This window comes from Variovorax sp. P2_H12, from assembly GCF_056403395.1.
In genome coordinates this window covers 1-12,852 of record NZ_JBFUFO010000081.1, presented here as the reverse complement: position 1 = coordinate 12,852, position 12,852 = coordinate 1, and the positions used below count along the sequence as shown (strand labels likewise).

At 67.1% G+C, this 12,852-nt stretch carries 11 protein-coding genes and 1 pseudogene; 10 read left to right on the top strand and 2 right to left on the bottom strand.

Annotated features, from left to right (window positions below):
• The first annotated feature begins 95 nt into the window (after nt 1–95).
• The 7 genes from AC1DYK_RS34880 to AC1DYK_RS34850 all read left to right on the top strand — a co-directional run bounded on the left by AC1DYK_RS34880 (nt 96) and on the right by AC1DYK_RS34850 (nt 7,591).
• On the top strand, nt 96–284 hold the full coding sequence (locus tag AC1DYK_RS34880; protein WP_478157937.1) for a DUF2065 domain-containing protein: 189 nt from the start codon (nt 96–98) through the stop codon (nt 282–284).
• A 138-nt stretch (nt 285–422) separates the two neighbouring features.
• A complete protein-coding gene (gene putA / locus AC1DYK_RS34875) occupies nt 423–4,193 on the top strand; it encodes a trifunctional transcriptional regulator/proline dehydrogenase/L-glutamate gamma-semialdehyde dehydrogenase (RefSeq protein ID WP_478170442.1) in 3,771 nt (1,256 codons plus the stop codon).
• Nucleotides 4,194–4,342: 149 nt separating this feature from the next.
• On the top strand, nt 4,343–4,885 hold the full coding sequence (gene parS / locus AC1DYK_RS34870; RefSeq protein WP_478170441.1) for a type II RES/Xre toxin-antitoxin system antitoxin: 543 nt from the start codon (nt 4,343–4,345) through the stop codon (nt 4,883–4,885).
• 11 nt (nt 4,886–4,896) lie between these two features.
• On the top strand, nt 4,897–5,379 hold the full coding sequence (locus AC1DYK_RS34865) for an RES family NAD+ phosphorylase (RefSeq protein ID WP_478170440.1): 483 nt from the start codon (nt 4,897–4,899) through the stop codon (nt 5,377–5,379).
• 38 nt (nt 5,380–5,417) lie between these two features.
• Nucleotides 5,418–5,846, top strand: a complete 429-nt coding sequence (locus AC1DYK_RS34860) for a hypothetical protein (protein ID WP_478170439.1) — start codon at nt 5,418–5,420, stop codon at nt 5,844–5,846.
• Nucleotides 5,847–5,987: 141 nt separating this feature from the next.
• Nucleotides 5,988–7,190 carry a hypothetical protein gene (locus tag AC1DYK_RS34855; protein WP_478170438.1) on the top strand — a complete coding sequence of 401 codons (1,203 nt, stop codon included), beginning with the start codon at nt 5,988–5,990 and terminating at the stop codon, nt 7,188–7,190.
• Nucleotides 7,191–7,315: 125 nt separating this feature from the next.
• Nucleotides 7,316–7,591 (top strand): hypothetical protein, encoded by a 276-nt coding sequence (locus AC1DYK_RS34850; RefSeq protein ID WP_478170437.1) that lies wholly within the window; start codon nt 7,316–7,318, stop codon nt 7,589–7,591.
• 10 nt (nt 7,592–7,601) lie between these two features.
• Here the strand turns inward: AC1DYK_RS34850 and AC1DYK_RS34845 are convergent, their stop codons facing one another.
• Complete coding sequence (locus AC1DYK_RS34845) at nt 7,602–8,525, bottom strand: DMT family transporter (RefSeq protein ID WP_478170436.1); 924 nt, start codon at nt 8,523–8,525, stop codon at nt 7,602–7,604.
• Nucleotides 8,526–8,786: 261 nt separating this feature from the next.
• Between AC1DYK_RS34845 and AC1DYK_RS34840 the strand changes: the two genes are divergently transcribed.
• The 3 genes from AC1DYK_RS34840 to AC1DYK_RS34830 all read left to right on the top strand — a co-directional run bounded on the left by AC1DYK_RS34840 (nt 8,787) and on the right by AC1DYK_RS34830 (nt 12,170).
• Complete coding sequence (locus AC1DYK_RS34840) at nt 8,787–9,098, top strand: hypothetical protein (RefSeq protein ID WP_478170435.1); 312 nt, start codon at nt 8,787–8,789, stop codon at nt 9,096–9,098.
• A gap of 283 nt (nt 9,099–9,381) precedes the next feature.
• Entirely contained in the window at nt 9,382–10,863 is a 1,482-nt protein-coding gene (locus tag AC1DYK_RS34835; protein WP_478170434.1) for an arylsulfatase, read from the top strand.
• A gap of 5 nt (nt 10,864–10,868) precedes the next feature.
• On the top strand, nt 10,869–12,170 hold the full coding sequence (locus AC1DYK_RS34830) for a class I SAM-dependent methyltransferase (protein ID WP_478170433.1): 1,302 nt from the start codon (nt 10,869–10,871) through the stop codon (nt 12,168–12,170).
• Here the strand turns inward: AC1DYK_RS34830 and AC1DYK_RS34825 are convergent.
• Nucleotides 12,169–12,852 (bottom strand): annotated as a pseudogene (locus tag AC1DYK_RS34825) (TorF family putative porin); the annotation flags it as partial. The gene AC1DYK_RS34830 and the pseudogene AC1DYK_RS34825 sit on opposite strands and share 2 nt — an antisense overlap.

Sequence of the window (12,852 nt, the reverse complement as noted above, 5' to 3'; positions counted from 1 at the left end):
GCTGGTGCTGGACCCCTCGTCGGAGTTCTTCCGGGCGATGCAGGGCGCCGGCTCGGGCAGCAACGCACCGCGTCGCTGAGCACGGCCGCCGTCAAGTGGACAGCGACACCTTCTGGAGCGCGCTGGCCCTGGTCCTGGTGATCGAGGGCTTGCTGCCTTTCCTGTCGCCGGGCGGCTGGCGGCGCGGCTTCGGCCAGTTGATGCAACTGCGCGACGGCCAGCTGCGCTTCTTCGGCCTGTGCAGCATTCTTCTGGGCCTGATCCTGCTCTGGCTCCTGGGGTGATCCGCCGGCCCGGTCAACGGAAGCGGATTTGATGGTTCGACCGCGTGTCTAGTGAATTGTTCGTCGAAGGGTCGAGTTTTTGGACGGTAATTCTGGAATCGAGGCGGCAATATCCAACATGTCACCACAAAGGTTGCCATGTCAGATCTTGCCGCCACCCCCTCCCAGCCGTTCGCCTTCGTCGACGGCTTGACCGAACCGTCGTCGCTCCGGCGCCAGATCACCGGCGCGTACCGCCTGCCCGAGGAGAGCGTGCTGCCCGTCCTGCTCGAAGCGGCCCGCCTTCCGGACGGGAAGGCGAGCGACGTCCGGGCACTTGCCCATCGCCTTGCCCGGCAGTTGCGCACGCGCAAGGCAGCGACGGGACGAGCGGGGCTGGTCCAGGGCCTGCTCCAGGAATATGCGCTGTCGTCCCAGGAAGGCGTGGCGTTGATGTGCCTTGCGGAGGCGCTCCTGCGCATTCCGGACGCGGCCACGCGCGACGCGCTCATCCGCGACAAGATCGCGCACGGGCAGTGGCAGTCGCACACGGGGCGCAGTCCTTCGCTGTTCGTGAACGCGGCGACCTGGGGCCTGCTTCTCACGGGCAAGCTGGTCGCGACACACAGCGAGTCCGGGCTGTCCACGCTTCTGGCCCGGCTGATCGGCAAGGGAGGGGAGCCGCTCATTCGCAAGGGCGTCGACATGGCGATGCGCATGATGGGCGAGCAGTTCGTGACGGGCGAGACCATCCAGCAGGCCGTCGACCAGGCGAGGGATCTCGAATCGCAAGGCTTTCGCTACTCCTATGACATGCTCGGCGAGGCTGCGCTGACCGCGCACGATGCCGAGCGCTATCGCCTGGCCTACGAACAGGCCATCCATGTCATCGGCCGCGCGTCGAACGGAAGCGGCGTGTACGAGGGGCCCGGCATCTCGATCAAGCTGTCTGCGCTGCATCCCCGCTACAGCCGAGCCCAGTACGAGCGCGTGATGACCGAGCTGTACCCGGTGCTGCGCGATCTCGCCCTGCTCGCGCAGCAGTACGACATCGGCCTCAACATCGACGCCGAGGAAGCCGATCGCCTGGAGCTGTCCCTCGACCTGCTCGAGCGACTGTGCTTCGAACCGGCCCTGGCCTGCTGGGACGGCATCGGCTTCGTCATCCAGGCGTACCAGAAGCGTTGCCCTCGCGTCATCGACCATCTGATCGACCTCGGCCGCCGCAGCCGCCATCGACTCATGATCCGGCTCGTGAAGGGCGCCTACTGGGACAGCGAGATCAAGCGCGCGCAGGTCGACGGGCAGGAGGGCTACCCCGTCTACACCCGCAAGGCCTACACGGATCTGTCCTACCTCGCATGCGCGCGCAGGCTGCTGGAGGCCCCGGATGCCGTCTATCCCCAGTTCGCCACGCACAACGCGCACACGCTGTCAGCCATCTACGCGATGGCGGATCCGTCGACCTACCGCCCGGGACAGTACGAATTCCAGTGCCTGCACGGCATGGGCGAGCCGCTCTACGAACAGGTCGTCGGACCGGTCGAGGCCGGCAAGCTGGGGCGGCCCTGTCGCATCTACGCACCCGTGGGCACGCATGAAACCCTGCTCGCCTATCTGGTGAGACGCTTGCTGGAGAACGGTGCCAACACGTCGTTCGTGAACCGGATCGCCGATCCGACGATCTCGCTCGACAGCCTGGTGGAAGATCCGGTGGTGACGGTCGAGCGCCTGGCCCAGGCGGAAGGATGCGTGGGGAAACCGCACCCCGCCATTCCGCTGCCGTCGCAACTCTACGGCCCACTGCGCCTGAACTCGAAGGGGCTCGATCTTTCGAACGAGCAATCGTTGCACGAACTCGGACGGGCCCTGGCGCAGAGCGCGCGCGAAACGTGGACCGCCGCGCCCATGCTCTGGGCGGCGACGCGAGCCGAAGGCGCGGCCGACACGTGGCAGCCGGTCGTGAATCCGGCCGATCATCGCGACGTGGTCGGCCAGACAAGGGAAGCGACTGTTGCGGAGGTCGACTGGGCGCTCGACCAGGCCCACGGCATCGCCGGCGATTGGTCCGCGACGCCGCCGGCACGGCGCGCCGAGCTGCTCGAGCGGACCGCCGACCTGCTGGAGTCGCGGATGCCTCGCCTGCTGGGCCTGCTGGCGCGCGAGGCCGGGAAGACCTACCCCAACGGGATTGCGGAAGTGCGGGAGGCCGTGGATTTCCTTCGCTTCTACGCGGCCCAGGCGCGCAGCGACTTCAGCAACGAGACGCACCGTGCGCTCGGCCCGATGGTGTGCATCAGCCCCTGGAACTTTCCCCTGGCCATTTTTGTGGGCCAGGTCGCCGCGGCGCTGGCGGCCGGCAATCCGGTGCTCGCCAAGCCGGCCGAGCAGACCCCCCTGGTGGCCGCGGAGGCCGTTCGCCTGCTGTGGGAGGCCGGCGTCCCGCCCGCGGCCGTCCAGCTGCTCCCCGGGCGCGGCGAGACGGTCGGTGCCGCGCTGGTCGCCGACCCGCGAGTCCAGGGCGTGATGTTCACCGGGTCGACCGAGGTCGCGCGGATCCTGCAGAAGACGCTCGCCCAGCGACTGGGCACGGGCGGCGAGCCTGTCCCGCTGATCGCCGAAACGGGCGGCCAGAACGCGATGATCGTCGACTCGTCGGCGCTCGCGGAGCAGGTGGTGACGGACGTGATGGCGTCCGCCTTCGACAGTGCAGGACAGCGCTGCTCCGCGTTGCGCGTGCTGTGCGTCCAGGATGAGGCGGCCGATCGACTCGTCGACATGCTCAAGGGTGCGATGAGGGAGGCCTGCGTCGGCAATCCCTCCAGGTTGGCCGTGGACGTCGGTCCCGTCATCGATGCCGAAGCCCGCGCCGGCATCGAGCAACACATCTCGACCCTGCGGAACAAGGGCCGCGCGGTCTACCGCCAGGGGCGGGAGATGGATGACGCCACCCGGCACGGGACCTACGTCATGCCGACGCTCATCGAACTCGACCACCTCTGCGAGCTCCAGCGTGAAGTGTTCGGCCCCGTCCTGCACCTGATCCGCTATCGCCGCCAGGATCTCGGCGCGCTGCTGGGCCAGATCAACGCCACCGGCTACGGACTGACGCTGGGCGTCCATACGCGTATCGACGAGACGATCTCGCAGGTCGTCGAAGCAGCGAATGCGGGCAATGTGTACGTCAACCGCAACATGGTGGGTGCGGTCGTCGGCGTGCAGCCGTTCGGGGGCGAGGGATTGTCGGGAACCGGCCCCAAGGCCGGCGGCCCGTTGTACATGGTCCGCATGCTGGCGAAGCGGCCGGAAGACGTGCTTGCGCGGGCATTCAACGACGCGAGTCCGGGAAATGCGCCGGACGTGGAAGTCAAGGCCGGCAAGCCCGCGCTCGACGCCTTGGCGGCATGGGCTTCGCAATCGGGCAATGCCCCGCTCGCGAATACGTGCAGCCGCTTCAGGCGGCTCACGCGCAGCGGCCAGGCGCGCACGCTGACCGGCCCGACCGGCGAGCGCAATGTCTACAGATTGCTTGCGCGCCATGCCGTCCTTTGCCTGGCCGACGACGATGCGGACCGGCTGACGCAACTCGCGGCCGTGCTGGCCGTCGGCAGCACGGCGTTGTGGCCCGCGGGCCAGCGCACGGCCGCCTTGCTTGCCGCGCTTCCCGCCGCCGTCCAGCCATCCATCGTCGTTGCGCAGGATTGGGCCGCGCCCACCGTGGCATTCGATGCGGTGCTGCATCACGGTGATGCGGCTGCGCTCGCGGCGGTCGTTCGCCGCGTCGCGGAGCGAGACGGCCCCATCGCGGGGGTCAGGGCTTTTCAACCGGGCGCCACCGACATCCCGCTCGAGGCGCTGGTCATCGAACGCGCGCTCAGCGTGAACACCGCCGCTGCGGGCGGCAACGCGAGCTTGATGACCATCGGCTAAGCGGTGAGGAGGGCCATGAGGGCGGGAGCCTTTGGCGCTCCATGCGCAGGCAATCCAAGCAGGCAACCTTGCAAGGAGATCGATCCTTGGGGTTGGCAAATCCACTCAATTGACTTATCATTAACGCTCAAATGAGCGAGAGGTCGTCAATGGTCGAGAAAGCAGCCGCCCGCACGTCCGGGGCCCGTAAGCCGCCCAGGGGTCTGACCTCCATAGGCGCCATCAGCGTTTCGGAGGTCGATGCCCCGCGTTTCGTCTTGTCTGACCCCCCGTTCCTCGAGATCTACCTCGCTGAGCCGCTGATGCGCATCACGATGGTCAAGGAAGGACTGTCGGCGGGTTACCTCGACAAGCTGGCCAAGAGCCTGAACATCACCAAGGACCGTCTGCTGCCGACGCTGGGCATCGCACAAGCGACGGTGAGCCGCAAGGTTCGCGAGGGGAAACCTCTCTCCACGGAAGACAGCGAGCGAGCGCTGGGCATGGCGCGGCTGATCGGCCAGGTGGAGGCGATGGTGCAGCAGTCCGGCGACCCGACGGGGTTCGACGCCGCCAAGTGGCTGGCCAGGTGGCTCGAGGAGCCGCTGCCGGCCCTGGGCGGGCGCCCGCCTTCCAGCCTGATGGATACCGCTGAAGGACAGGCGATGGTCTCCAACCTGCTGGCCCGCATGCAAAGCGGGGCCTACGCTTGACGGTATCGGTCGTGCTCTGGCGCATCGCCACGGACACGCCCGACTACCTGGCTGACGATCTGACCGGCAAGGGCGCCGAGGTCACCGGCGGCCGCTGGAATCGGAAAAGTCGAGCGGTCGTCTACACCTCGCAATCGATCGCCCTCGCATGCCTGGAGACGGTTGTGCACCTCAAGCAAGGCGGCCTCCCTTTCAATCGCTACCTCGTGAAGATGTCGGTGCCGCAAGCCACCTGGGCCGCGCGCGAGGAACGGGACGCGGCATCGCTGCCCGTGGGATGGGACGCGGAGCCGGCGGGCAAGGTCTCGCTGGATGTGGGCGACAGCTGGATCGATGACAAGACTTCAGCGCTTCTGGTCGTGCCTTCCGTGGTCGTGCCGGAGGAGCACAACGTCCTCATCAACCCGGCCCACCCCGACGCCAAGGGCATCGCCGCGCAAAAGGTGCGCAAGTGGCTGTACGACCCGCGACTGATAGGGACCCTGGCGACCTGAGCTTTGGATGCGGCGCTCACCCGAAGGCAGAATCCGGCATGCCATCGAAACAGCTTCTTGCGCGGAACGTCGAGTTCGGCAATGCCGGCGACCTGGACACGAATGGAACCGGCTGGTTCGTCGGGTTCAGTGATTGGACCCGGAAACCGCCGGGCGATCTGCGCCATGTGCCGGTCGATGAGCCCGCTGCCGGGCTGTGCGTCAAGTGGTTCTCTCATCCGGCCGGAAATCCGGACGGCGAGTCCAAGCCGCTGAGCGAGGGCAGGACGATGTCGGTCCTGGTGAGCCCGGCCAGCGAATTCAGGATCGAGTTCTCGACCACCGCCGACTTCGCGCCACAGAACACCGTGGCGCACACCCTGCGCCGACATGGTGACTTCGTCATCTGGGGGCCTGGTCTCTTTCATCGTGCCTTCGGCGTGCAGCCGGCATGCATACTCACGGTCCGCTGGCGCCATCAGGGCTGACAAGAATGAGATTTTCCGGACTCGCATGGTCCGAGATCTCCGCCGGCCGGCCGCCTTGCACCAAGGTGCCGACCCGAATGCCCTGATAGCCGATGGGCAGCGCGCGGCGCCTGGCATATCGTGGGCGGCAAAACGCCTGCCGTGACCCCGTCCGCCCTCTCTTCCCCACCCGATGCCGCGGACGCCCGACTGTTCGACGGCGGGCCGCCGATGCGCCTGCTGCGGCTCTGGGGGCGCTTCGACCCGGAGCATCGGCACATCTGGCGGCGCTGCGTGGCGGTCGTCGCCATCGGCTGGCTGCCGCTGCTGGTGCTGGCGATGCTGGCGCGGGCCGACGGCCAGGAGGCGGTGTGGCGCGCGTTCCTGCAGGATGCCTCGGCGCATGTGCGTTTGCTAGTGGTCGCGCCGCTGCTGGTGCTGGCGGAGGCCGTCTGCATTCCACGGCTGGGGGAGCTGGCGCACTCGTTCCGCGGCCGCGGCGTGGTGCCGCCCTCGGAGGCCCAGCCCTACGACGCCATCGTGCGTTCGATCATCCGGCTGCGCGACGGCTGGCTGGTCGAGGCCCTCGCGGTGGTGCTGGCTTTCGTGGCGGCCGTGCTGCTGGTGCGCTATGTGCCCGCCTCCTTCCTGCCGAACTGGCACCATGGCGCCCCGGAAGCGCCGCTCGGCCGCTCGCTCGCGAGCTGGTGGCACGCGCTCGTCAGCCTGCCCATCCTGCTGATCCTGCAGCTCGGCTGGTGCTGGCGGATCTTTCTCTGGGCCCGCTACCTCTGGCTGGTCGCGGGCCTGAGGCTGCGGCTGATCGCGGCCCACCCGGACGGCGCCGCCGGGCTGATGTTCGTGAGCTATTCGCTGCGCGCCTTTTCGATCCTCGGCGTGGCCATCGGCGCGCTGGTCGCCGCCACCGAACTGGCCCACGTGCTCGCGGGCGGCCCCGGCAGCCCCGAGCAGCTCGCCCGCGTGGCGCTCGGAACGGTCGTGGTCGTGCTGCTGGTCTTCACCGTGCCGGTGCTGATCTTCAGCGGGCATCTGCTGCGAACCTGGCAGCACGGCCTCGTTCGCTATGGCACGCTGTCGCAACGGCTGGGCGAGGCCCTGGAGCACAAGTGGATGAGCGGCCAGACCGGCGGCGACACCGTCGACCCGCTGGCGACCGGCGACTTCTCCGCGGTGGTCGATTTCTACCAGACGGCGGCCAACGCCTACTCGATGCGCCTGACGCCGGTCGACCTGCGCAGCCTGCTGGTGCTGGCCGCTGCCACCGCGCTGCCGTTCGGCCTGGTCGCACTGGCCCTGGTGCCTTTCGACAAGCTGCTGCAGCAGGTGGTGGGCGTCTTTCTCTAGCTTGTTCGCGTCCTCACCAAAGGGCAATCGGCGCTACCCGAACAGGCACTTCCCAACCGCCGATCGATGGCGCAGGATGATGGTTGCCGCGAATAGCATTCGCAAGCGAGACCCGAGGCACCACCATGAATTCGAACGTCACGGCCGCTGAAAAGCTGTCCAAGAGCTTCGAGGAGGGCTACAGCGAGGAAATTCGCGGGCTGGCGGCGTTGCAGGTGATCGGCATGGCCCTGCTTGCCGCGCACGGCATTGCCGACGAAAGGCTCAGCCTGTCGTTCCGCGGCTTCGTGCACGGCTGGCTCAAGGAGCGGGGCGTCGATGAGGAGGAGTTCCAGCGCGCCGTGAAAGCGCTGGAAGAACTGCTGGACTACACCGACCTCCCGTCCATCCTCCGGCACTGAAACCCGCCACCTAGCTTGTGCCAGCCGCGGCCGAGGCCCGGGTGCGCAGCGCGAGCAGCCCCATTGCAGCACCGAGGAGCAGCGCCCCGATCCACTGGCGCGGCAGCATCGGCGCGTCCCACAGCAACCACATCAGCAGGGTCGCCACCAGGGGCTCTACCAACGTGCCGATGACGGCCGCCGTTGGAGACAGCCGCCGCGAACCCCAGGCGAATGCCAGGTACGCGATCGAGGTCGTCAACACCCCGGTATAGGCAATGCCAAGCCAGTGCCCGGCATCGGTCGGCCAGGTCACGCCCTGCGCGTTCGCAAGCAAGGCCATGCAGGCGGCCGCGCTCGTCATCCCCCAAGTCGATGCAGCGACCGGTGAAACACTGGCGGGCATGCGGGCGTTGCACAGCACCACCGTGGCGTACAGGGCCGCCGAAGCCAGCGACCACGCCAAGCCGGCCCCATGGCCGGGTGCGAGCTGCCAGCCGTCGACCGGCAAGGCAATCCATGCCACACCGATCAACGCCAGTGCCAGCGCGCCGAACAGACGGCGACTGGCCGGCTCGTAACCGCGCAGCACCGACACCATTGCCACGATCACCGGGGCGCAGCAGATCGAGATCACGGTGGGAATTGCGGCGCCCAGGTGCGCAACGCCTTCGAACCAGCAACTCACATTCAGCGCCATCGCCAGCCCCGCGCCGAGCATCAAGGCCTGTTGGCGCCGCGCCAGATCGCGCCAGCGCGCCGACGCGCCGGCGGCTGCGCGCAGATGCCACCACCACAGGAGCGGCAAGCCGAGCGAAAAGCGCGCGAGCGCCAGGCTGTACGGTGAAATGCCGCGTTCGATCAAATGCTGCGCCACGAGGGCGCCGCCGCCCCACAACACGCCCGCCGACAAGACGCCGCCCCACGCGAGCCGCGCTCCATTCACGATTTTCATGATTCGCACACCGTCGAGTGCCCGGACAAACGGGCACGTTGATCCCGCGCTCAGGCCATCGCATGGGATGGCCTGAGCCCTCTGCTGCGCCACACGGGGCGCGGAGACTCAGAGGGAAGGGGGCGGGGGAGCGCAGCGGCGGAAATGCATGGTGGCGATATTAGCCTGGCGACACGTGGCCTGCACGGCATCCTGGGGGTGCGCCTCGACGCTGACAGCCGCCGCGGCCATACTGGGGTTCTCTACGAATGGAGGTCGAAGATGGCCCAGCATGCAATTACCGCCGTTCACTATGAGGGCGACAAGATCGATCTCGTCGCCATTCATTCGATTGTGGACAAGGAGCTCGGATCGACCGGGTTGGCCCTTGGCCCGGTACAGCGGATCAGCATGGCGGAATGCGCCGGTCTGCTTGCTGCCGGGGAGGAGGTGTGCCTTGCGCGGCGCACGGAAGACCATGCCTGGGAAGTCATTTGCGACGTCGAACTCGTGCCGGGCGGCAAGGGCATCACTGGCGTCGACCTGGTCGACCGCCCCAACGATGCCTTGCAGAGCCTTCCTACTTGGAGCTAGCGGTCCGTGCTGCCGCAGGCCAGGTGAGGAAAAAGCCGGTGGGTCCCGGCTGAGAAAGCCCTGGCTTGCACCACGGGGGCTCCCTGCTGGCGAGCAGGTCTGCCCTTTCGGGCAGCGAAGTTGCCCCTTGCCCTGATGTACAGATGGCGCTTGCGAGTTGACCATCGCTTGGCGAACCTGACGATCGATTCGACGAGCCGCTGCCTGGCGCACGTGGCCTAGCGTTCGCACGGCCAGGCAGCGTGCCTGCCCTTTTCAATCTTTCTCATGCAAAGGAAAAGACATGGCGGCGAAGAAACCCAACATCCTGATTCTCTGGGGTGACGACATCGGCTTGTGGAACATCAGCCATTTCAGTCGCGGAATGATGGGCTACCGGACGCCCAACATCGACCGCGTCGCGGAAGAAGGCGTGACCTTCACCGACTACTACGCGCAGCAGAGTTGCACCGCGGGCCGCGCCTGCTTCATCACCGGCCAGAACCCGATCCGCACCGGCCTGACCAAGGTCGGCATGCCCGGCGCCACCGTCGGACTTCAGAAGGAAGATCCGACCATTGCCGAGCTGCTCAAGCCGCTCGGCTATGCCACGGGCCAGTTCGGCAAGAACCACCTGGGCGACCGTGACGAATTCCTGCCCACCGTGCACGGCTTCGACGAATTCTTCGGCAACCTCTATCACCTGAACGCCGAGGAGGAGCCCGAGCTCCCCGACTATCCGAAGGATCCGGCATTCAGGAAGCAGTTCGGTCCTCGCGGCGTGCTCCACTGCGTCTCGGACGGCAAGGGCGGGCAGACGATCAAGGACACCGGCCCGCTGACCAAGAAGCGCATGGAAACCATCGACGAGGAGATCACCGACGCGGCCCTCTCCTGGATGGAGAAGCAGGCGAAGGCGGACCAGCCCTTCTTCCTCTGGTACAACTCGACCGCGATGCATTTCCGCACCCACGTGGCCGAAAAGAACATCGGCAAGAGCGGACAGGACCCCTACAGCGACCGCATGGTCGTCCACGACGAGCAGATCGGCCAGATGCTCGCCAAGCTCGACGAACTGGGCATCGCCGACAACACCATCGTGATGTACTCCACCGACAACGGACCGGAGAACGACACCTGGCCGGACGGCGCCAACACCCCGTTCCGCGGCCAGAAGGACTCGAACTGGGAAGGCGGCTGGCGAGTGCCGTGCCTCATGCGCTGGCCGGGCAAGATCAAGGCCGGCTCGGTCCTGAACGGCATCGTCTCCCACATCGACATGTTCCCGACCTTGCTTGCGGCGGCCGGCAATCCCGACGTGACCGAGCAGCTCCTCAAGGGCTGCAAAGTGGGCGACAAGAAGTTCAACGTCCATCTCGACGGCTACAACCAGATTCCCTACCTGACCGGTGCCGCGAAGGAGAGCGCAAGGAACGTCATCGTCTACTTCAGCGATGACGGGGAGGTGATTGCGGTGCGGGTCGGCGACTACAAGTTCCACCTGGCGGAGCAGCGCGCCGACACCATGCGACAGTGGGCCGAGCCGTTCGTGAAGCTTCGGCTGCCGTACATCATGAACCTGCGGCGCGACCCGTTCGAGCGGGCCCCGGTGAACTCGAACACCTACCTGGACTGGATGGTCGATCACGTGCCGCAGATGTACCAGATGCAGGCGGTGATCGCCGGGCAGATCGCGGATTTCGCCAAGTTCCCGCCTCGCCAGAAGCCCGCGTCGTTCAACCTGGACGCGGTGTTGGCCCAGGTGTCGGGCCACGGCAACGCCTGACTTCGATGCGGGACGCCGGCCGGTTGGCGCGGGAGGTCAGCGCTTTCTACGAGCGTCATCCCTACCCGCCGCCGGTCGACGATCTGGCGCGCTACCGGCAGTCGTGGAGCGAGGATCGGCGGCGCGCCGAGGCCCATCTGTTCTGGCCGGATGAACCCTATCGCGAGGATCGGACCATCCTGGTCGCCGGATGCGGCACCTCCCAGGCTGCCAAGCACGCGATGCGATGGCCTCGCGCAAAGGTGGTCGGCATCGATGTCAGCGCGACGAGCATCGAGCAGACGGAACGGCTCAGGCGCAAGCACGGCCTCGACAACCTCGAGGTCCACCAGCTCCCGGTCGAGCGCGCATCCGAATTGGGGCGCACTTTCGACCACGTGGTCTGTACCGGCGTCCTGCATCATCTGTCGGACCCCGACGCGGGCCTGCGGGCCCTTCGCGAGGTGCTGGAGCCCAACGGTGCCATGCACCTGATGGTCTATGCGCCCTATGGCCGCGCCGGGGTATACCTGCTGCAGGACTACTGCCGCCGGCTCGGTATCGGCACGACGGCCGATGAGATCGAGGCGCTCGCGGCGAGTCTTCGGGCGTTGCCGCCGGACCACCCGCTGATGCCGTTGCTGCGCAGTGCGCCGGATTTCAAGGACCCGGCAGGGCTGGCTGATGCGCTTCTGCACCCCCAGGACCGGGCTTACTCCGTCCCGCAGCTGTTCGAATTCCTTCGTGCGGGTGGCTTCAGGTTCGGCCGCTGGTTGGGCCAGGCGGCCTATCTGCCCCAGTGCGGCGCCCTGGCATCTTCTCCCCATCAGCCGCTGCTGGCCCGGCTCCCGGTCGAGGAGCAGTACGCCGGAGTCGAACTCTTCCGCGGCTCGATGGTCCGGCACAGCGTGGTGGCGTACCGCAGCGACCGGCCCGATCACGAGCGCGTCAGTTTCGAGGGCGACGCATGGCTGGACTTCGTACCCCTGCGCGTCGCAGACACGGTCATGGTTCAGGAGCGACTGCAGCCGGGTGCTGCGGCGGTGCTGATCAACCGTCACCATACCTACACCGACCTGTACCTGCCGATCACCGCCCAGCAGAAGAAGTTCGTCGATGCCATCGACGGCCAGCGCTCCATCGGCGAGATCGCGCCGGAGCAGGCGCAGCGCCAAGGGGCGCGCGTCTTGTTCGAGGGTCTCTGGTGGTACGACCAGGTGGTGTTCGACTTGTCGCGCACGCGTGTCGGGGGGTGGCGTTGGGCGAGAAGGTGGTCTGGCCGATGGGACCGATGGGCGAGGGGATGCCCGGGCTTGCGACCAGGTTGAAGGCGCTCTGCTCGTTGCCGCCCTGGACGTAGCCGCCGAGCGAGAGGCCGCTGCCGAAGTCGTAGGCCGCGCCGACGTTGTAGTCGAGGTAGTCCTTGTAGCCCAGGCTCCTGATGTCGCTGGAGAAGAAGGTGTAGCCGAGGGCTGCCTTGAAGGTCAGCTTGGGCACGATCTCCCTGGTGTAGGCGAAGTTCAGGTAGCCGGTGTTGGTGCCGTCCAGGCCCGAGCCGCCCTTGTTGCCGGCGTAGTTGAAGTAGTCCTTGGAGACGGTCCAGGAGTACTTGGCGGTGAAGGCGCCGACGTTCTCGTCGGCCCAGGTGCCTGCGCCGTAGATCTCGGTGGTGTTGCCGGCGCTGTTGCCGGGGTAGACATAGGTCAGGACGCCGACGTCCCAGTCGATCGGGCCGCCCTTGAATTTGTAGCCGCCGTAGAAGTCCATCTCGACGGAGTTGCCCTTGAGCCAGTTGACGCTGGAGTTCCAGTTGCCGAGGTAGAAGCCGGAGTCGCCGAAGGCGTAGTCCAGGCCGCCCTGGATCGCGGGCTTGACGTAGTCGTCATTGGCGAAGTCGTGCTTGCCCAGGACGTCCTGGTCCTGGCCGCGGAACTTGTAGTTGGTGGTCAGCGAGACGTTGCCCGTGAGATTCGGCGCCGGTGCCGCTGGTGCGTCGGCGGCGGCGGCCTG

Bases quoted from the DNA above. Each gene is read 5' to 3' on its own strand.
- putA (WP_478170442.1), top strand. From the start codon at position 423: ATGTCAGATCTTGCCGCCACCCCCTCCCAGCCGTTCGCCTTCGTCGAC.
- parS (WP_478170441.1), top strand. From the start codon at position 4,343: ATGGTCGAGAAAGCAGCCGCCCGCACGTCCGGGGCCCGTAAGCCGCCC.
- AC1DYK_RS34860 (WP_478170439.1), top strand. From the start codon at position 5,418: ATGCCATCGAAACAGCTTCTTGCGCGGAACGTCGAGTTCGGCAATGCC.
- AC1DYK_RS34850 (WP_478170437.1), top strand. From the start codon at position 7,316: ATGAATTCGAACGTCACGGCCGCTGAAAAGCTGTCCAAGAGCTTCGAG.
- AC1DYK_RS34845 (WP_478170436.1), bottom strand. From the start codon at position 8,525: ATGAAAATCGTGAATGGAGCGCGGCTCGCGTGGGGCGGCGTCTTGTCG.
- AC1DYK_RS34840 (WP_478170435.1), top strand. From the start codon at position 8,787: ATGGCCCAGCATGCAATTACCGCCGTTCACTATGAGGGCGACAAGATC.
- AC1DYK_RS34835 (WP_478170434.1), top strand. From the start codon at position 9,382: ATGGCGGCGAAGAAACCCAACATCCTGATTCTCTGGGGTGACGACATC.
- AC1DYK_RS34830 (WP_478170433.1), top strand. From the start codon at position 10,869: ATGCGGGACGCCGGCCGGTTGGCGCGGGAGGTCAGCGCTTTCTACGAG.